This window comes from Stenotrophomonas maltophilia, assembly GCF_004920835.1.
Classification (GTDB): domain Bacteria; phylum Pseudomonadota; class Gammaproteobacteria; order Xanthomonadales; family Xanthomonadaceae; genus Stenotrophomonas; species Stenotrophomonas maltophilia_AQ.
Genome location: NZ_QFHO01000010.1, coordinates 1 through 20121 on the forward strand (window position 1 = coordinate 1; position 20121 = coordinate 20121).

The following is a 20121-nucleotide window of genomic DNA, read 5'->3' on the forward strand; positions in this document are numbered from 1 at the left end:
ACCCCGGATAGATCGCGCGCGTGCCAGCCGCGAGGGGGGTACGGGGTAGAGCAGAAGCAGGAGCATCCACGCATGGCGTGGATCTACGGGGTGCAGTTGTTGCCTTTGACGTTGAGTCCGCCTTCAAGCGAGCCGAGCACCGCAGGTCCGGCGAGGGCGAAGAGGCGCGGGTGTCTGAGCGCAGCGAGTTCCGCGCTGTCCCTCGGCGGCCCGAGGAGCGCAGGGCACCGGCGTGCGCAGCACGTCGGCTCGCGGCCGGCGGAGCGTTTCTTTTGGTTACTTTTCTTTTCGCGAAAAGAAAAGTAACGCCCGACCCAAAGTCAGTTGTACGCCAGGCCAGCCGCAAGGCAGAGATCAACCCAGCATCTCCAGCCCGCGCACTTCGGTGATACCCAGCCCCGGCACGTCGCTGATGCTGATCTCCGATTCGTTGAAATGCACGCCGCCGCTGACCGGGTCGAACTGGCCCAGCGATGGGCCGTCGAGGTCGACCTTGGTGATCACATCGCTCTTGGCCACAGCCAGATGCACCGCGGCGGCCACGCTGATGCTCGATTCGATCATGCAGCCGATCATGCAGGGCACGCCGTAGATGCCGGCAATATCGGCAATGCGGATCGCGTTGGACAGGCCACCGGTCTTCATCAGCTTGATGTTGATGATGTCGGCCGCGCGCTGCTGGATCAGGTCCATCACCTGGCTCGGGCTGAACACGCTTTCGTCGGCCATTACCGGCGTGTTGACGCGGTCGGTGACGTACTTCAGGCCGCTGATGTCGGCCGCCTTTACCGGCTGCTCCAGCAGTTCCAGCACCACGCCGGCTTCTTCCAGCGTGCGCATTGCGTGCACGGCCTGCTTGGCGGTCCAGCCCTGGTTGGCGTCCAGGCGAAGCAGGGCGCGGCCTTCCACGGCGGCGTGGATCGCCTTGACCCGTTCGATGTCCAGACCGATGTCCTTGCCGACCTTGATCTTCAGCGACTCGAAGCCGCGTTCGATCGCCGACAGCGAGTCAGCCACCATCTTGTCGATGTAGTCCACGCTGATGGTGATGTCGGTGGTGATCACCGGGTCACCGCCACCCAGCATCTGGTACAGGGGCGCGCCATGCAGCTGTGCCCACAGGTCGTACAGCGCGATCTCCACCGCCGCCTTGGCACTGCTGTTGCGCTCCATCGCGGTCTGCACCAACGTGCATAGATGGTTGAGGTTGACCACGTCCTGGCCGATCAGGCGCGGGGCGATGAAGTGCCGGATCGCTTCTATGATCGAGCCGTGGGTGTCACCGGTGATCACCGCAGTGGCCGGCGCTTCGCCGTAGCCGGTGTGGCCGGTGTCGGTGCGGATCAGCACCACCACGTCTTCCACGGTTTCTACCGTGCGCAGGGCGGTCTTGAACGGTGTTTTCAGCGGCACGCGCAGCATGCCCAGTTCGATGGCAGTGATCTTCATTCAGGGGGTCTTGGCACGCAGGCGTTGGATGTTGGTGATGCGGTCGATGTAGCGGACGCTGTCGCTGGCCATCATCGGCTCCAGCGGGGTGACCGAAACACCATTGAGATGGGCCTGCACGCGCTTGCCGTCGGCACCGAACCAGCTGCCGCCCGCGGTATCGTGGATCACCCAGGTGCGGCCATCGACGTGGCCGATGGCCATCATCACGTGGCCGGGGATGTAGACCAGGTCACCCACCTGCAGATCGCTGACGGCGCGGTCGCGCACGGCCTTGCCGTCCTTGGCGGTGAACGGCAAGCGGTCCAGCGCCGGGCTGACCGCTTGCGCGCTGGTATTGCGCGGCAGCAGCACGCCGAAGCTGCGGTAGATCTCGGAAACGAAACCGCTGCAGTCGCGGGTGTCGTAGTCGTGGCCCCAGCCGTAGCGTTCACCGAGGAATTTGAAGGCCTGCTGCAACAGCAGGCGCGGGGTCAGCGGCAGGTAGTCGGCTGCGGTGTCCTGCGAACGCGGCAGCAGCGCCGGCACCAGCTTCAACCGGCCATCGCTTTCGCGCACCGGCAGCTGCACCACCCACGCGGCATGTGCCTGCTGGCCGTTCACCGGCTCGGCGGCCGGCCACTCGGCCAGCACCGGCAGGCGCACGCCCATGTCCAGCTGCAGGCGCGACACGCGGGGTTCCTCCGGGGCGTAGGTGGTCTGTGCGGTGGCGCCGGTGACGATCCGGTACGGCCCCTTCGCGCCGTAGCCGAGCACGGTGGCTTTGTCGCCGCTGGCGATGGCATCGGCCTCGATCCACGCGCTGTAGCGTTCGCTGTGCACGAACAGCCAACGGCCATCGGCGCTGCGATGGACCACGGCGACCTTGTCGCCGGGGAACAGTGCCGATTCCTGGAAGCGGTCGATGTCGGTGTCGCCGACGGTGCTGAAGACGCGCTCGCGGGTGGGGAAGGTGCGCAGTGCGGCGCGCTTCACCACCAGCCCGTATTGCGGTGTCGTCTGCGCGGGAATCGCATCAAGACCGAGGTTGGCTTCGATTGCGCTGCGCAGTGCTGGGGTGATGGCCTGGCCCTTGTCGTTGTACAGAGTGCGGGCGGGCCAGCTCGACAGTGCGGTGATGCTGCCGCGCACCGCCGCCGCATCAAGCTGTGCGGGCAGCACGGCGATGTCCTGGATGTGGCTGTCCTGCGCCCGCATCCGCGCGTTCTGGGCGTCGATCTGCGTGCGGTCGAGGACCGGGGTGTCGGCGTTCTCGAGCCGTGCTGCCCAGTAGTCCGGCGTGAGGTAGGCCTCGTGCAGGCCGATCACATAGGGCAGTGGCGCGCCGGGATCAGGCGTCGGGGCAGCGAGTGCGAAGGCCGGGGCGGCCAGCACGCACAGGGCCAGGGTCAACCGGCGCGGCCAGTGCCAGCGCGGTTCGCGGGAAGCCAGGATCATGCGCTGCACACCCTCCTCGAATGCCTGTTGGAATATTTATTCCTTTCGGCGTCGAAAGCAAGAATAAATTATTGACCGGTCTCCCGGCCCGTGTTACACAGCCGTTACCACCCGCGCTTGGGAAGTGTCGCTGTGGATCCTGCCGTTCGCAAACTGCGTCTGCCTGCTGCTGCCGGCCTGAGTGCCGCGCTGCTGCTGTGCGCGTGGTCCGCAGCAGCGCAGCCACCGCCGTCGGCCACGCAGTTCGCGCAGTTGGTGCAGCTGATCGATGTCGGGCGGTTCTCCGAAGCCGGCAGCGAACTGGATACCTGGTCGGCTGCTGACGCAGCCGAGCCTGGCGTCAGCGAACAGGACATCGCCTTCCAGCAGGAGCGCATGCGGCGAATCCGCCTGGATTTCTCCTTGGACCAAGCCGCTGCCAAGGCGGCGGTGCGGCGCTGGATTCCCGACCTGACTGACGAAGAATTCGCACGCTGGGACCAGCTTGGCCTGATCGAACATCTCGATATCGACGGCACGCGCTGGTACTTCAAACGCGCACCGTCGAACCTGTTCCTGCTCAGCGACCAAGCGCGCGCACGCCGCCGCGCGGATGCGCCCATGCCGGCGCCCGGCCCGAACGAAGTGCTCAATGCTCACCATGCGCGCGTGATCGCGGCGGCAGAACAGAGTGGCCAGGCCTCGGTGCTGCCGCAGCGCATCGAATTCACCCAGTCGCTGACGGTCAAGGCCGATGCGGTGCCTGCCGGCGAAATGGTTCGAGCGTGGATTCCATACCCGCGCGAAATTCCTGGCCAGCAGGAGCAGGTGCAGTGGCTGGGCAGCACCCCCGGCAGGGCGCGCGTGGCACCGGCCAGCACGCAGCAGCGCACCGCCTATCTGGAAGCAAAGGCGGTGGCTGGGCAGCCGATGCGCTTCGAGATCCGCTACGCGCTGACGATCTTCGCGCGCCACACCGCGATCGATCCGGCCAAGGTGCAGCCGACACCGGCCGACCCGGCACTGAAACCCTACCTGTCCGAGCAGCTGCCGCATGTGCGCTTCACCCCGGCGCTGAAGCTGTTTTCCGACCAGGTGTTGCAGGGTGAAACACGCCCATACGAAGTGGTGCGCAGGCTGTTCGCCGCGGTCGATCGCATTCCGTGGGCCGGCGCGCGCGAATACTCCACCATCAGCAACATCAGCGATTACGCACTGCGCGCCGGCCATGCCGACTGCGGACAACAAACCTTGCTGCTGATCACGCTGCTGCGCATGAACGGCATTCCCGCGCGCTGGCAGTCGGGCATGGTGTTCTCCGACGATGGCAGCGGCTACAACAACCTGCATGACTGGGGGCAGGTCTACCTGGCGCCGTATGGCTGGCTGCCGATGGACGTGACCACTGGTGCGCTGGCCAGCGATACGCCCGCCCTGCGTGATTTCTACCTCGGTGGCCTCGACGGCTACCGCATCGCCTTCAACGACGATTTCGGCCAGGCCCTGGTGCCGGCCAAGCAGTACTACCGCTCGGAAACGGTCGACTCGCAGCGCGGCGAGGCCGAGTGGTCAGGCGGCAACCTGTACTTCGACCAATGGAACTACGACTTCCAGTGGCGGGTACTGCCAGCCGGGCAACGCTAGCGCGACACACCACCCACACCACCATTCAATTCTTGCAGGAGAGAGCAGGGGATGAAGGCTTACACCATCAAGCGGGCGGCCTTGTGCATCGCCCTCGGCACGTGCCTGGCAACACTGGCACCCAGCGCACTGGCACAGGATGGTGCCGTGGTCGGTCGCCTTACCAGCGACGCCGGCAGCGTACCCGCAGGCGCCACGGTCACCGTACGCAATCCGGCAACCGGCTTTGTGCGTTCCGTGCAGGCCGACAGCAAGGGCAGCTACCGTATCCCGCTGCTGCCGGTCGGCACCTACGACATGGAGGTGAGCCTGCCGGGCGGCGCGGCCAGCCGCGTGGGCCAGGTTACGGTCGGCCTGGGCAGTGCAACCACGGTGAACGTGCCGCTGGGTGCGGTCAGCACGCTGGGCACGGTCGAGGTGCGCGCTCCGCAGGTAGTGTCGATGGTGGACGTGAAGTCCACCGAATCAGCCACCAACATCACCCGCGAGGAGCTGGCGCGGTTGCCGGTGGATCGTGACATCACCGCAGTGGCGCTGCTGGCGCCTGGCGCAGTGAAGGGCAAGGGCTCACTGGGCGGCCAGGGCATCTCATTCGGCGGCTCGTCGGTGGCCGAGAACACGGTCTACATCAACGGCCTGAACGTCACCGATTTCTACAACCGGGTCGGCTTCTCGTCAGTGCCGTTTGCCTTCTACCAGGAATTCCAGGTCAAGACCGGCGGTTACTCGGTGGAGTTCGGGCGCAGCACCGGCGGCGTGATCAATGCTGTTACCCGCTCGGGCAGCAACGAGTTCAAGGCGGGCGCCGAGCTGGTGTTCGAACCGCGCGCGTGGCAATCGCAGGCACGCGATCGTTATGACGGCACCGGCAGCCGCTACATCAGTGCTCGCCAGGACGACTACAGCCGCAGTGCGCTGAACGTGTTCGCCTCCGGCGCGCTGGTGCAGGACAAGCTGTTCTTCTTCGGCATGTACGAAGCCCGTGACTATCGGCCGAAATCCACCAACGATGCCGGCACGTTCCTCAACCAGGGCAAGGCCGATGAACCCTTCTGGGGCGGCAAGCTGGACTGGCAGATCACCGACAACCAGATGCTGTCGCTGTTCGGCTTCTCCGACCGCAACAAGACCCTCACCGATGTCTATCGCTACGACTACGGCAGCGGCGACATCATCGGTGAGCGCAGCAACCAGGTCGTCAATACCGTGGGCGGAAAGAACTGGTCGGGCACCTACAGCTGGCAGGTCAACAACGATCTGACCATGAAGCTGATGTATGGCGAGAACAAGCGCAACCGCGTGCAGAGCTCGCTGATGGACGACAACTGCAACCGCGTGTTCGACAACCGCACCGCGGCCGACGGCATTCCGCCCAGCCTTCAGGGTGACCGCAGCTGCACCAGCAGCTCGCAGCTGGAATCGGCGCTGGATACGCGCAAGGCGGCCCGCGCCGACTTTGAATGGTCCATCGGCAATCACCTGCTGCGCTTCGGCCTGGATCGCGAGGAGAATACCTCTGACTACGAGCGCGCTTATCCTGGCCCCGGTGGCCTGCGCTATGACATCTACTACCGCACGCCGGGCAGCCCGCTCAATGGCGGTACGGTACCGGCCAGCGGCCTGGTGGCACGCACGCGCCGCTATGAAGTGGCCGGCTCGTTCGAGACCATCAACTCGGCGTATTACCTGGAAGACAACTGGCAGGTCACCCCGAACTTCCTGCTCAACATCGGTGCACGGGTGGAGAGCTTTGACAACAAGGGTGGCGACGGCGACAGCTACATCAAGATCGACAACATGGTCGCGCCGCGTCTGGGCTTCTCGTGGGATGTGCGTGGCGATGGCACCACCAAGGTGTTCGGCAACCTGGGCCGCTACTACCTGCCAGTGGCCAACGTCATCAACATCAAGCAGGCCGGCGGCTTCCTCGATGAGCGCACCTGGTATGAGTTCCTGGGCTACACCGGTGCCAGCAACAACATTCCCAACCTGGGCGCGCAGATCGGCCCGGTCGACAACTCGCAGGGCGATGGCAGCGTGCCGGACCTGCGTGCGGAAGTGAACCGCGACATGGACCCGGTCTACCAGGATGAAGCCATCCTGGGTTTCCAGCACATGCTGAGCGCGTCGTGGTCGGTTGCCGCCAGTGTCACCTACCGGCGCCTGCACAACGCCATCGATGACATGAACATCACTGCTACCGGTCAGTGTGGTGCGATCGACGGCGTGTGGATCATGGGCAATCCGGGGCGCACCAACAGGGTGTGGGGCGATACCAACTGCGATGGCAGCAACGATGGCTGGATCGACATCGATACCTCCAAGGAAGGCTGGGCGTTGTACGACGACGATGGCAACTACGTGGGACAGCGCGGCTGGGTGAAGCCCAAGCGTGACTACAAGGCGCTGGAGCTGCAGGTCGACCGGGCCTGGGACGGCAAGTGGGGCTTCAATGCGTCGTACACCCTGGCTTATGGCCGCGGTAACGCCGAAGGACCGGTGAATTCGGATACCGACTTTGCTGATGCCGGCCGCACCGAGAACTTCGACAACCCGTGGGTCAACTACCGGGGCTACGGCTACCTGGCCAACGACCGTCGCCACCAGTTCAAGTTCCGTGGCAGCTACGCGTTGACCGAGAACCTGAGCGTGGCCGCGACCCTGGGCGTGCAGTCGGGCAGCCCGATCACCCGCTTCGGCGCCGGCAACCCGTTCGACGACACCGACTTCCACAGCTACTACGTGTGCGTGTCCAACTGCCAGTCGACGGTGCCGTCCGAGCGCGTCTTCGTGCATTCGCCGCGCGGTGGCGACGGCCGCACGCCGTGGACCTACGACCTCGATGTGAGCGTGTCCTACAAGGTGCCGATTCCCACCGATCTTCGTCTGAAGCTGGCGGTGTACAACGTACTGAACCAGCAGCGCGTGGTCACGGTGGACCAGGATTACGAGCCACAGGACAGCATCGGCACGCCCAATCCGATGTATGGCTACGGTACCGGCTTCCAGTCGCCGCGCTATGCGCAGCTGACCGTGACCTGGGCCTACTGAGCTGAGGTCCCGGAGATCAAGGCGCCCATGTACAGCCTGCTGATTCTGGCGGCGTTGGCGGTTCCTTCCGCTTCGGCGGTCGATACCGCATCCATCGATGCGGATATCGCCGCCGTGGTCCGCGTCGAGCATCTGCCCGGACTGGCGATGGCAGTAGTCGAGAACGGGCGCGTGGTCTATCGCCATGCCGAAGGGGCGCGCGGTGATGGAGGCCGCATCGATGACGACACGCTGTTCAAGATTGCCTCCAACAGCAAGGCGATGACCGCCGCGCTGCTGGCACGGCTGGTGCAACAGGGCAAGCTGCGCTGGGACGATCCAGTGCAGCGGCATCTGCCGGGCTTCCGCATGCATGACGCGTGGGTCGGCCGGCAGATGCAGGTGCGCGATCTGCTGATCCACAACAGCGGTCTCGGCCTGGGCGCTGGTGATCTGATGCTGTGGCCGGAGCCGAACACGTTCACCCGCGCCGATATCATCGCCGGACTGGCGCACCTGAAGCCGGTCAGCAGCTTCCGCAGCCACTATGCCTACGACAACCTGATGTACGTGGTGGCCGGTGAAGTGGCTGCTGCGGCCGGTGGCAAACCGTACGACCAGCTGATGCGCGAGCAGGTGTTTGAACCACTGGGCATGACGCGCTGCCAAGTGGGGGCATGGTCGGTGAAGCGCGTGGGCAATGTGGCGCAGCCGCACGCCTGGCGCGGAGATCGCAATGAGGTGGTGAACGCCGACGGCGAGACCAGCCCTGACCTGCCGTCGATGGCAGCTGGCGGCATCCGCTGTTCGCTGCGTGACATGACGCGTTGGATGCAGGTGCTGCTGGATCCTGCCCTGGTGCCGGACTGGCTGGGCAACGAGCAGCGGCGCACGTTGTGGACCCTGCACATGCCGATGCCGCTGGGTGAGCGCCAGCGGCGCTGGGACAACGCGCACTTCCATGGCTACGGCTATGGCTGGCGGGTGTCCGACATGGATGGACAGTGGAAGGTGGCGCACACCGGCACGCTGTCGGGCATGTATTCGTCGCTGGCGCTGCTGCCCGATCGCAAGGTGGGCGTGGTGATGCTGATCAATGGCGAAGGCGAGGACGCGCGCACGGCGTTGATGCAGGCTGCGCTGAAGCGCTTCACCGCAGCGGACCGTGCGCGGCCTGCGATGGAGTACCTGGCCGAATTGAAGGCAGACCAGGCAACGCGGGCAGCGTCCGGGCATCAGCGGCCAGTGACGTCGGACGCGCGGCAGACGTCGGCGTCCGATCTACAGCACTGGCAGGGCCGCTACACCGACCCCTGGCTGGGCCCGGCCTCGTTGTGCCCGGGCAAGGACGGCCTGCGCTTCAGCGTGGACAGATCGCCGCGGCTGCAGGGTGCCGTGCTGCAACTGCAGGGGCGTTGGCTGTTGCGCTGGGATACGCTGGGCGAAGACGCGCAGGCGTGGCTGCAGCCCGGTGACGGTGCGCCGCCCACGCTGGACCTGCGTGCCATCGACCCGGACATCGACTTCAGCTATGACTTCCAGGACCTGCATTTCACTCGTACTGGCGATTGCCCTGGCGGCGAGCGCCAGCGCCGCTGAGCCACCGCGCGTTTCACCGGCCACCGATGCAGCCAGCGCCGGATTGGTGGAGATCCGCACGTTGTCGCCAGGCATCGAGATGGACATCCGCTACGCCGGCGCCAACAACTTCACCGGCGCGCGCGTGCCGGGCTACGAGGCGCCGTCCTGCTACCTGCTGGCGCCGGTGGCGAAGGCGCTGGCGCATGTGGAACAGGACCTGCGCGCGGATGGCTTTGGCCTGCGCATCTATGACTGCTATCGGCCGGTGCGTTCGGTGCAGGCCTTCATGGCCTGGGTGAACGACCCCAGCGAGCTTTCGCGGAAGGCGCTGCAGTACCCGGACCTGGACAAGCCGCGCCTGCTGGCCGACGGCTATATCGCCGAGCGCTCCGGCCACAGCCGCGGCGCCACGGTCGATCTCGGTCTGCTGGACTGCCGCAACGGCCGCTGCAAGCCGATGGACATGGGTACCGACTTCGATTTCTTTGGCCCGCGTGCGCATACGCAGACGAGCGGACTGAGCGATGCACAGCAGGCCAATCGGCAGCAGCTGGTAAGCGCGATGGCCCGGCGAGGCTTCGCCAACTATCCGAAGGAGTGGTGGCACTACACCCTGCAGCCCGAACCGGACCCCGGCACCGCGTACGACGTGCCAGTGCTTTAGGGGTTATCGGCAGGGCTGCGCCCTGCACCTGCAGAGGCAACGGCAACGGCCGAAGCAACAGCTGGCATTCCGTGGGATGGCGGAGTGGGTCCGGTTGCGTGGGACGCTGCAAGTACGTCCATGTAAGCTCGACCAAGCCCCAAGGATGGGTTCACGGCGGCCCCGCGCACTCACAGTGCCCCGCCAACCCTCAGTATGCCGCTTTGGCTTTGGCTGTTGCTTGAGGCCTCGGCAGGTGCAGGGTGCAACCCTGCCAATACCCTTACACTGGCCGCCATCCCACCGTTGCCCACCCGATGAACCTTCCCCTGCACTTCGGCCTGCTCGGCACCCTGGAAGCCGGCGCCATCGCCCTGCTGGTCGGGCTGCTGGTGTACTTCCTGTGGTCGCAACTGTGCCGGCTTCTGCACTGGACAGTGGGCCACGCGATCGGCTGGTCGTGTGTCATCGCCGTGATCATCTCCGCCGGCCTCGATGCCTGGAAGCTGTTCTACATGGGCATCGTGCGGCTGGAGTCGCCGCTGTACGCGCGCCTGTTCCTCGCCACCATCCACGATCCGAACGAACTCGGCAGCCGCGTGGTGCTGGAAATCGCCGGTGCGCTCGCCGGTGTTGCCCTCGGCTGGGTGATGTTCAGTTCGCGGTCATCGGAACAAACCGTCGACTGACGCAGGTTTTTCGTTGGTACCCGGTTAAATCCGGGTGCGCTGAATGCGCAGCTTATGAGCCACTCACTCCACCCTAACCACCGCGCTAATGCATGCGCGCGAGCCAGTGGTTAATCGTGCGTGTGGAGGCGGATCATGGCCCAAAATCGATTCAGAAAGGCGGTGGCAGGGTAGGTGCCGTGCGGAGACAACACGCCGCGCAACACCACCCAATTGGTAGGAGACACCCCTGATGACTATTCGCAACCGCAAGCCCCTGATCGCCCTGATCGTCGCCGCCGGCAGCGTGCTGGCCATTCCGGCGATGGCCCAGTCGGCCAAGCAGCAGGCCGCGCAGGCACAGAACGAGGCTGCACAGGCGCAGCAGTCTGCAGCGCAGGCAGGGCAGGCCGCTGACCAGGCGACCAATGCGGCCGCGGCGGCTTCGGCGCAGGCCAATGGCGGTGGCCAGACCTGGGCCAGCATCGATACCGATGGCAACGGCACCATCAGCAAGACCGAGGCACAGGTGAACGCAGGCCTGGCCCAGGTGTTCGACCAAGCCGATACCAACAAGGACGGCGAACTGAGCGCCGATGAGTACAAGGCCTACGTGGCCGCGCAGCAGGCCGGTGCGGGTGCCGGCGCGGCGCAGGGCCGCTGATCCACGCCTGATTCGGGAAGACCGGTGCATGGGGACCCGGGCGGCTGCGGCCGCCCGGGTTTTTCTCGTCATCGCTGCCCCTGTATCCTTGGCCGATGAATACCCCCACGCCTGCGCCGTCGCGCGCCATCGGCCTGGTCGGTTTTGACGGTGACGATACGCTGTGGAAGAGCGAGGACTACTACCGCAAGGCCGAGCAGGATTATCTTGACCTGCTGTCGCGCTACGTCGACGTGCATGACACCCAGACCGCGCGTCACCTGCTGGAAGTGCAGCAGCGCCATCTGGGTACCTTCGGCTACGGCGTGAAGAGCATGACGCTGTCGATGATCGAAGCGGCCATCGACATCACCGGCCAGCGCATCGAGGCCAAGGACATCCAGCGCATCCTGGAGATCGGCCACGACACTCTGCGCCACCCGGTCGAGCTGATCGACGGCGTGCGCGAAGCGGTGGCTGCGATCGCCGAAGATTATCCGGTGGTGCTGATCACCAAGGGCGACCTGTTCCACCAGGAAGCCAAGATCAAGGTCGCCAATCTCGCCGAGCTGTTCCCGCGCATCGAGATCGTCTCGGAGAAGGACCCGGAAACCTACGCCCGCGTGCTGGCCGAATTCGACCTGCCGATGCAGCGCTTCGTGATGGTCGGCAACTCACTGCGTTCGGACATCGAGCCGGTGGTGACCCTGGGCGGCTGGGGCGTGCATACCCCGTACGCAGTGACCTGGGCACACGAGACCCAGCACGGCGTGGCCGATGACGAACCGCGCATGGTCACCGCCGACACCGCCCACGATTGGCCGGCCGCACTGGCGGCGATCGAGGCCAAGGCCTCGGCGGCGGCCTGACAGGACCCGGCGGCTGCGGCAGAATCGGGGCATGAACCTCCGACTGCGCACACTGTTGTTGTCCCTGCTGCTGGCGCCGGCCACCGTGCTGGCCCAGCAGACCGCCGAGCGCTCGGCGGCCTACGAGGTGGAAACCGGCGACAGCTGGGTCGATGCCCAGCTGCAGGACGTCAATCACTACGCCGAACGCTACCCGGACGCCTTCCTCGACGAAGTGTCGCGTTATGCCAGCGTGCCGCGCGGCTACATCAGCGCGCTGTTCACCACCCATGGCTGGCAGGCCGGGGACATCTACTTCGCCTGCTTCTGGGCCAAGGCCAGCGGCCAGACCTGCCGCGACAGCGTGCGCGCCTTCAGTCAGGACCCGGAGGGCGGTTGGGAGGCGGTGGTGAAGCGCATGCCGACCAAGCCGGACAACCTGCATTACCGCGCCGTGCGCCACGCCATCGTGGCCAGCTACCAGCACTGGGACCGGCCGATCACCCTGGATGCCACCCTGAAGCGCCAGCTCAAGCGGTAGTGCTGGCCGCTGCCTGATTCTGGTGGGTGCGAACCTTGGTTCGCACGCCTTTTGCTCCTTCCCCCCCCAGACCAGTGCGAACCAAGGTTCGCACCCACCAGGCCTACCGGGCTGGGCGCCATGTTGCTCTGCATATCGCCGTCGCCGCGCGCTCCGGCGACAATACGGGTTCGAGCTGTTCCCCGTTCCCGTAATCGAGTGACTGATGAGCGCCTCTTTCGTTTCGCCTGATGTGATCCGCCGCCTGTTCGCGCAGGCCATGTCCCGCATGTACCGCACCGAAGTGCCGTTGTACGGCACGCTGGTGGAACTGGTGGAGCGGATCAACGCGCAGGTGCTGGAGCAGGACCCGGCGCTGGCCGCGCAGCTGCAGCGCAACGAGGAGCGTGCGCGCCTGGACGAAGAGCGCCACGGGGCGATCCGCGTAGGCACCGTGCAGGAGCTGGCCACGCTGCGCCGCCTGTTCGCGGTGATGGGCATGTACCCGGTCGGTTACTACGACCTGTCCGTGGCCGGCGTGCCGGTGCACTCCACCGCATTCCGCCCGCTCACCGGCGCGGCGCTGGCGCAGAACCCGTTCCGCGTGTTCACCTCGTTGCTGCGCCTGGAGCTGATCGAAGACGAAGCACTGCGCGCCGAATCGGCAAAGATCCTTGCCCGCCGCCGCATCTTTACCGATGGCGCGCTGGCGCTGATCGACCAGGCTGAGCGTGACGGTGGCCTGTCGCAGGCCGATGCCGGGCGCTTCGTCGATGAAGCACTGGAAACCTTCCGCTGGCACGGCGATGCCACCGTCGATCTGCCGACCTACCACGCGCTGCACAACGCGCACCGGCTGGTGGCCGACGTGGTCAGCTTCCGCGGCCCGCACATCAACCACCTGACCCCGCGTACGCTGGACATCGACGCCGCACAGGCGGCAATGATCGAGCACGGCATGGCGGCCAAGGCGGTGATCGAAGGGCCGCCGCGCCGCGCCTGCCCGATCCTGCTGCGCCAGACCAGCTTCAAGGCGCTGGAAGAAGCCGTGCATTTCCCGGACAGTGAGGGGGGGGATGCCGGTACGCATACCGCGCGCTTCGGCGAGATCGAACAGCGTGGCCTTGCCCTGACCCCGAAGGGCCGCGCACTGTACGACCAGCTGCTGTCGCAGGCACGCGATGCCGGTGGCGAAGGCAGCACCGGTGGCGGCTACGGCCAGCGCTTGCAGGCGGTGTTCGCCAGCTTCCCGGATGACCATGACACGCTGCGCCAGGAAGGACTGGGTTACTACCGCTACCAGCTGACCGACGCCGGCCGCGCCGCACCGGAGCGCGTGGCCGACCTGCCGGCCGAAGTGCTGGTGGCCGCAGGCCTGGCCACGGCTGACCCGATCGTCTACGAGGATTTCCTGCCGGTCAGTGCCGCAGGCATCTTCCAGTCGAACCTGGGCGGTGAAGAACAGCGTGCGTATGCCGCACACGCCAACCGCGAGGCCTTCGAGCAGGCGCTGGGCGTGGCGGTGAATGACGAGTTCGAAATCTACGAGCGGCTGCAGGCCGAATCGCTGGCGGCGCTGCGCGCCGTTTGAGGGTAAAGCCGGCCGCTGGCTGGCTGTTCTGGGGAGCCGGCCAGCGGCCGGCACTACCCGATGTCCGTACCTGGGGTCAGAGCCCTTTCCAATGGAAAGGGATCCGACCCCGACGGCAATCAGCCCTTCATCGTGCCGGTATCCAGCCAACGCTGGTGCCACGACAGCGCTTCCGGCAGCAGGTGCGGGGTGTGCTTGCCGTAGCTTTCGCGGCTGGCACGGTCGAAGTAGTCCTGCAGCTGCGGGCGGAAATCCGGGTGCGCGCAGTTGTCGATCAGCACCTGCGCACGCTTGCGCGGGGTCAGCCCTCGCAGATCGGCCAGGCCCTGTTCGGTGACGATCACCGACACGTCGTGTTCGGTGTGGTCCACGTGGCTGGCCATCGGCACGATCGCCGAGATGGTGCCGTTCTTCGCGGTGGACGGGCTCAGGAACGCCGACAGGAAACCGTTGCGCGCAAAGTCACCCGAACCGCCGATGCCGTTCATGATCCGCGTGCCCATCACGTGCGTCGAATTGACGTTGCCGTAGATGTCCACCTCGATCATGCCGTTCATGCCGATGCAGCCGAGGCGGCGCACCAGCTCCGGATGGTTGGAGATTTCCTGCGTGCGCATGATGATGCGCTCGCGATAGAAATCGATGTTCTCCTTGAACGTCTCGTTGGCCTGCGGGCTCAGCGCGAAGCCGGTGCACGAAGCGTAGCTCAGCACGCCGTCACGCAGCAGATCGAGCATGCCGTCCTGGATCACTTCGGTGAACGCGGCCAGGTCGCGGAAGCCGCTCTTGGCAAGGCCGGCCAACACCGCGTTCGGAATATTGCCCACGCCCGACTGCAGCGGCAGCAGGTTCGGCGGCAGGCGGCCCTTCTTCACCTCGTGCTTGAGGAATTCGATCAGGTGCGAAGCGATCTGCTCGCTGGTCACATCGATCGGGCTGAATGGGCTGTTGCGGTCCGGGCCGTTGGTGCGCACCACGGCCACGATCTTGTCCGGGTCGCAGCGCAGCGCGGTGTCACCGATGCGGTCGTTGGCGTTCACCAGCGGAATCGGCTTGCGGTGCGGCGGCAGCGCTGTGCCGTAGTAGATGTCATGCATGCCGTCGACGCCGGCCGGCTGCCATTCGTTGACCTCAACGATCACCTTCTTGGCCAGGTCCAGCCAGGTCTTGTTGTTGCCGACCGAGGTGGACGGCACCAGCGAACCGTCTTCGCGGATGGCCGAGACTTCGATCACGGCGGTATCGATCTCGCCATAGAAGCCGAACCACACATGCTGGGCCACGTGGCTGAGGTGGATGTCGATGTAGTCCAGCTTGCCCTCGTTGATGCGGTTGCGCGCATCCGGGTCGCTCTGGAACGGCATGCGCATGGCGATGCCATCGGCCTTGGCCAGCGCGCCATCGAGTTCCGGCGCAGTGGAGGCGCCGGTCATCAGGCTGATCTGGAAGGGCAGGCCCTGGGCGTGCACCGCTTCGATGCGGCGGGCCAGTTCGACGGGAACAGCCTTGGGGTAACCAGAGCCGGTAAAGCCGCTCATGGCCACGGTTTCACCGGGCTGGATCAGCGCGGCTGCGGCCTCTGCGGAGACCACGCGGTCACGGAGACGCGCGTTGGCGATGCGATCAACAGACATGACGACACGTGTTGCTGGGGGGAATCCCGATTATCGGCCATCCCCCGCCGTACGGGGGGTTCTACCTTCGTGGAATGGCTTTTCCCGCAGGGGTCACCCAAACCCGCCGGTTTTGTTTTGCAGTGCAGCGTGCAAAGTGCTTTCGCAGCCCGCACGATGGACCTGCATCCCGACGTGGGGGAGGGAGCAGAGCCCGCTGGCAGTTCGCTGCAAGCGGGCTTTTTTTATTGCCTGTCGCCCAGTATGAATGCGCGGCTCCCATCGGGGGTCGGATCCTTTTGCCACAGGCAAAAGGCTCTGACCCCACCAGCGGCATCAACCGGCGGCATCTCGGGGTCAGAGCCCTTCGCCGTTGGCAAAGGGATCCGACCCCGTGAGAATCAGCCCATGACCCTCGCCCCCGCTGACCTGCCCGCCTCCCTGCAGCCCCTTGTCGACCGCGCTTTGGCCCGTCTGGCCCAGGTCCTGCCCGAGCCCGTCCCGGCCGACCTGCTGCCGTTGCTGAACCAGCTGGCGGTGGCCAGCGACTTCGCGCTGGACACCCTCGTGCGGCAACCGGCCTTGCTGGCACAGCTGGCCGCCCCCGGCTGCCCGCCGATCCCGGCGCCGGTGCTCGATCCGCTGCAGCCCAGTGACTGGCCGGCGCAGATCCGGCGCTGGCGCACTGCGATGTCCACGCGGCTGATCTGGCGTGACCTGGCCGGCCTCGACGACGTGCCGCAGACCCTCGCCGGTGCCACCACCCTCGCCGAGGACTGCCTGCGGCTGGCACTGGACGCCCTGCAGCAGGAATTCGCCCAGCGCCACGGTGTGATCGCCGATGAACACGGCACGCCGCAGCAGCTGGTGGTGTTTGGCCTCGGCAAGCTCGGCGGTGGCGAGCTCAACTTCAGCTCCGATGTGGACCTGGTCTACGCCTATCCGCAGGGCGGTGAATCCGATGGACCGCGTCCGTTGGCGGCCGAAGAGTATTTCGCCCGCCTCGGCCAGCGCCTGGCCAAGCTGCTGGACGAAACCACCGTCGATGGTTTCAGCCACCGCGTCGACCTGCGCCTGCGTCCGTTCGGTAGCGCCGGCCGCGTTGCGCTGTCGTTCGCGGCGATGGACCAGTATTTCCAGCGCGAGGGCCGCGACTGGGAACGCTATGCCTGGTTGAAGGCGCGCGCGGTGGCCGGCGACATCGATGCCGGCGAGGCGTGGCTGCAGACGCTGCGCCCGTTCGTGTACCGCCGCTACCTGGACTTCACCGCGCTCGACGGCCTGCGCGAGATGAAGGCGGCAATCACCGCCGAAGTCGCGCGCCGGGAACTGCACGACGACATCAAGCGCGGCGCCGGTGGCATCCGCGAAATCGAATTCCTGTGCCAGGCGCTGCAGCTGATCCGCGGTGGCCGTGAACCGGCACTGCGCGAGCGTCGCCTGCTGGTGGCGCTGGACGCACTGGTGGCCGCCGGACAGATCGCGCCCGAGGATGGCAGCGCGCTGCGCGAGGCCTACCTGTTCCTGCGCCGATTGGAAAACCGCCTGCAGATGCTGCGTGACGCGCAGACCCATGTGCTGCCCAATGATGCACTCGACCGCGAACGCATCGCCGTGGGTCTGGGCTATCCGGATTGGGACGTGCTGCGTGCGGCGCTGGCGGAACAGCAGCAGCGGGTCAGTACTGAATTCGCCGCGCTGCTGGCGCCGCGCAAGGGCCAGGCCGCGCCCGACGCGCTGGCCAACTATTGGCGCAGCCTGCCCGAAGGCAGCAATGCACCACTGCTGGCCGAAGCCGGTTTCCTCGATGCCAACGGCGCCGACCAGTCGCTGCGCGATTTCGCCCAGGGCACCGGCGTGAAGTCGTTGTCCGATGCCGCGCGTGCGCGGCTGGATCGCGTACTGCCTGCGCTGCTGCATGCGGCCACGCGCTCGCCACAGCCCGATGCCGCGCTGAAGCGCGTGCTTGGCCTGCTGCAGGCGGTGCTGCGCCGGACCAGCTATCTCGCCTTGCTGGACGAACAGCCCAGCGCACTGGCGCGGCTGGTAGACGTGCTGGCGCGCAGCGCGTTGCTGGCCGAGCGCCTGGCAGCGTATCCGCTGCTGCTGGACGAACTGCTGGACGTGCGCGTGTCCGGGCCGATGCCGGATGCCGCTGGCATGCTGGCCGAGTGCCAGCAGGTGCTGACGGTGGAAGATCCCGAATCCGCGCTGCGTTGGCTCAATGAAACGCGGCTGGCACTCAGCTTCCGCATGGCGATGGCCACGCTGGATGGCCGCCAGGGCGCGGTCGACAGCACCCGGCAATTGGCCGAACTGGCGCAGGCGGTGGTGGTTACCGTATTGGCGATGGCCGAGGCGGACATGCGCGCCGCACACGGCGAGATTCCCGGCGGGCGCTTCGCGATCATCGGCTACGGCAGCCTGGGTGGACTGGAGCTGGGCTTCGGCTCCGATCTGGACCTGGTGTTCCTGCACGACAACCCGGCCGGCGTGGATGCCAGCGATGGGGCACGGCCGCTGGAACCGGGGCGCTGGTACGCACGCCTTGCGCAGAAGGTGATGGCGCTGCTCGGTGCAGTCACCGCCGCCGGCCGCCTTTACGACATCGACGTTCGCCTGCGCCCGGATGGCGGCAAGGGCTCACTGGTCTCTTCGCTGGCCAGCTACACCGAATACCAGCGCGAGCGCGCGTGGACCTGGGAACACCAGGCTTTGGTGCGCGCGCGGGGCGTGGCCGGTGATGCCAGTCTGCTGGCCGATTTCGAACAGGTGCGTGCGCAGACGCTGGGGCGCGAACGCGATGCCGGTGTGCTGTATGCGGACGTGCTGAAGATGCGCGGCCGCATGCGCACCGAACTGGACCGCAGCGATGCCGCGAGGCTGGACCTGAAGCAGGGTGCCGGTGGCGTGGTGGACCTGGAGTTCCTGCTGCAGACCGGCGTGCTGGCGCGTAGCGCGCAGCATGTAGCGTTGCTGCAGCCGCGCGACACGCCGTCGTTGATCGATGCGCTGGCGGTTGTTGGTTTCCTGCCGGAAGACACCGCACAGGCGCTGCATGGAGCGCATGCCACGTTGCTGGACGTGGGCCTGGCCTGCACGCTGGACCGGCGGCCGCGACTGGCACCGACGACGCCGGCGATTGAAGATGCATGTGCCGCGATTGCGGCGGCGTGCAGAGCTGCAGAGTTGCCGTTCGCCTGAGCGGCGGATGGCGGAGGTCTGCAGTTGGTAGATGCCAACCTTGGTTGGCATGAACGCAAAGCGCCAACCAAGGTTGGCACCTACCAGAGCGACAGCGGTCAGCCGGCCGCGCGCAGCGGCGCCATCTTCCACAACAACGCGCGGAACGGGGCCAGCAGGCACACGCCGATCGCCAGCTTCACCGCCAGGTCGCCGGCGGCCCAGCTCACCCACGGCAGGGTCGAACCGGCAAACGCGATCGACCAGAAAATGGTGGTATCCACCGTCGCGCTGCAGGTGGTGGCTACCATCGGTGCGCGCCACCAGCTGCCACGGCGCAGGCGGTCGAACACGGTGATGTCCAGCAGCTGCGCCACGATGAAGGCCGAGCACGAGGCAATCGCGATGCGCGGGGTGGCCACCCAGATCGACAGCAGTACCGCCACCGCAAAACCAATCCACGCCACGCGGCGGGCAGGGCCCGGGCCGAAGCGGCGGTTGATCAGATTGCTGACCAGGAACGCGACCGGGTAGCTGAAAGCACCCCAGGTCAGCCAATCGTTGATCGGGTACTGCACCAGTACGTTGGACAGCAGCACCACCGCGCCCATCGCCAGTACCGCCAGCACCAGGGCGCGGGCGGTCAACGGGGCAAACACAGGGGCAGGACGCACGGACATGGCGAGCCAGGGGGACAAAGGGGATCGCCCATTATCCGCCCGGGCTGCGGCAAAGCCAAAACCGGTCGTTCAGCTTTACAGCGCTTCGCTCATCACGTCGCCGGCGGCGTAGGCGGTCGGCACATAGGCCAGCGCCTGGCCCTGCGCGCTCTTCACGGTCCAGCCGGCACCGGCCTCGGTGGGGTCGAAATGCACCTGCTGGCCGACCACGAAGGCCGCCGTCTGGTCCTCATGCACGCGCGCCGGCCAGCGCAGCGTGGCGGTCTGGTCGGCCTTGTCGGGCACCTGCAGCTGCACCTGGCGTTCGCCCGCCGCCGTGGTCTCCACCTTCTTCACTTCCATCGGTGGCAGCGGCACCGCCTTGGTGCGGTGGGCTTTCTCACGGCGCTCGCTGGCCTTGAACGGCGCCTTCGACAATTCAGACAAGCCCGCCGACGCAGCGAGGGGCACTGACACCACGATCAGCGAGGTGATCAGCACGCTGGCCTCGCTGCTGTTCAACTGCGGCGCAGCGCCAGCGTGGACGGTGGGCACCATCAGCGCCGAAAGCAGCAGAGCAGTGGCGGGAATGCGCAGGCAACGGAACATGGAGACCTCCTGGTCAGGGTGGGG

General features: G+C 66.4%; 15 protein-coding genes. 10 read left to right on the plus strand and 5 right to left on the minus strand.

Translation table 11 applies throughout. The features are described 5' to 3' along the window. Nucleotides 1-354: 354 nt before the first annotated feature. Together DI041_RS09130 and DI041_RS09135 are read right to left on the minus strand one after the other, a co-directional pair. A complete protein-coding gene (locus DI041_RS09130; protein WP_004139139.1) occupies nucleotides 355-1449 on the minus strand; it encodes a dipeptide epimerase in 1095 nt (364 codons plus the stop codon). Continuing rightward, entirely contained in the window at nucleotides 1450-2886 is a 1437-nt protein-coding gene (locus DI041_RS09135; RefSeq protein ID WP_136639527.1) for a C40 family peptidase, read from the minus strand. A gap of 132 nt (nucleotides 2887-3018) precedes the next feature. Here DI041_RS09135 and DI041_RS09140 point away from each other — a divergent pair, with 132 nt between their 5' ends. From DI041_RS09140 to hglS, 9 genes are all read left to right on the plus strand, one after another. Next, nucleotides 3019-4509, plus strand: coding sequence for a transglutaminase-like domain-containing protein (locus DI041_RS09140; RefSeq protein ID WP_136639528.1), 1491 nt, complete (start codon nucleotides 3019-3021; stop codon nucleotides 4507-4509). Nucleotides 4510-4560: 51 nt separating this feature from the next. Further along, the gene (locus DI041_RS09145) at nucleotides 4561-7560 is read left to right on the plus strand and encodes a TonB-dependent receptor (protein ID WP_136639529.1); all 3000 of its coding nucleotides are present in this window, start codon (nucleotides 4561-4563) and stop codon (nucleotides 7558-7560) included. Between the two features lie 27 nt (nucleotides 7561-7587). Continuing rightward, nucleotides 7588-9138 carry a serine hydrolase domain-containing protein gene (locus DI041_RS09150; protein ID WP_136639530.1) on the plus strand — a complete coding sequence of 517 codons (1551 nt, stop codon included), beginning with the start codon at nucleotides 7588-7590 and terminating at the stop codon, nucleotides 9136-9138. Beyond that, nucleotides 9071-9784, plus strand: a complete 714-nt coding sequence (locus tag DI041_RS09155; RefSeq protein ID WP_046984468.1) for a M15 family metallopeptidase — start codon at nucleotides 9071-9073, stop codon at nucleotides 9782-9784. The genes DI041_RS09150 and DI041_RS09155 overlap by 68 nt, the downstream gene beginning before the upstream one ends. Before the next feature lie 296 nt (nucleotides 9785-10080). Then, the gene (locus DI041_RS09165) at nucleotides 10081-10452 is read left to right on the plus strand and encodes a hypothetical protein (protein ID WP_046984467.1); all 372 of its coding nucleotides are present in this window, start codon (nucleotides 10081-10083) and stop codon (nucleotides 10450-10452) included. 232 nt (nucleotides 10453-10684) lie between these two features. Then, complete coding sequence (locus DI041_RS09170; protein WP_004139214.1) at nucleotides 10685-11095, plus strand: EF-hand domain-containing protein; 411 nt, start codon at nucleotides 10685-10687, stop codon at nucleotides 11093-11095. A gap of 95 nt (nucleotides 11096-11190) precedes the next feature. Beyond that, a complete protein-coding gene (locus DI041_RS09175; protein ID WP_004139358.1) occupies nucleotides 11191-11943 on the plus strand; it encodes an HAD family hydrolase in 753 nt (250 codons plus the stop codon). Nucleotides 11944-11974: 31 nt separating this feature from the next. Next, nucleotides 11975-12463: a hypothetical protein gene (locus DI041_RS09180; RefSeq protein WP_136639531.1), complete on the plus strand. Its 489-nt coding sequence runs from the start codon at nucleotides 11975-11977 to the stop codon at nucleotides 12461-12463. A gap of 205 nt (nucleotides 12464-12668) precedes the next feature. Next, nucleotides 12669-14033, plus strand: a complete 1365-nt coding sequence (hglS, locus tag DI041_RS09185) for a 2-oxoadipate dioxygenase/decarboxylase HglS (protein WP_136639532.1) — start codon at nucleotides 12669-12671, stop codon at nucleotides 14031-14033. A 119-nt stretch (nucleotides 14034-14152) separates the two neighbouring features. Here hglS and DI041_RS09190 read toward each other — a convergent pair whose 3' ends face one another. Continuing rightward, complete coding sequence (locus tag DI041_RS09190) at nucleotides 14153-15667, minus strand: succinyl-CoA:acetate CoA-transferase ScpC (RefSeq protein WP_046984464.1); 1515 nt, start codon at nucleotides 15665-15667, stop codon at nucleotides 14153-14155. A gap of 387 nt (nucleotides 15668-16054) precedes the next feature. On the opposite strand from DI041_RS09190, the gene glnE reads away from it, so the two are divergent. Beyond that, a complete protein-coding gene (glnE, locus tag DI041_RS09195; protein ID WP_136639533.1) occupies nucleotides 16055-18850 on the plus strand; it encodes a bifunctional [glutamate--ammonia ligase]-adenylyl-L-tyrosine phosphorylase/[glutamate--ammonia-ligase] adenylyltransferase in 2796 nt (931 codons plus the stop codon). A 98-nt stretch (nucleotides 18851-18948) separates the two neighbouring features. Here the strand turns inward: glnE and DI041_RS09200 are convergent, their stop codons facing one another. Continuing rightward, the gene (locus DI041_RS09200; protein WP_136639534.1) at nucleotides 18949-19509 is read right to left on the minus strand and encodes a queuosine precursor transporter; all 561 of its coding nucleotides are present in this window, start codon (nucleotides 19507-19509) and stop codon (nucleotides 18949-18951) included. A gap of 75 nt (nucleotides 19510-19584) precedes the next feature. After that, a complete protein-coding gene (locus DI041_RS09205) occupies nucleotides 19585-20097 on the minus strand; it encodes a hypothetical protein (protein WP_046984461.1) in 513 nt (170 codons plus the stop codon). Between the last annotated feature and the right edge of the window lie 24 nt (nucleotides 20098-20121).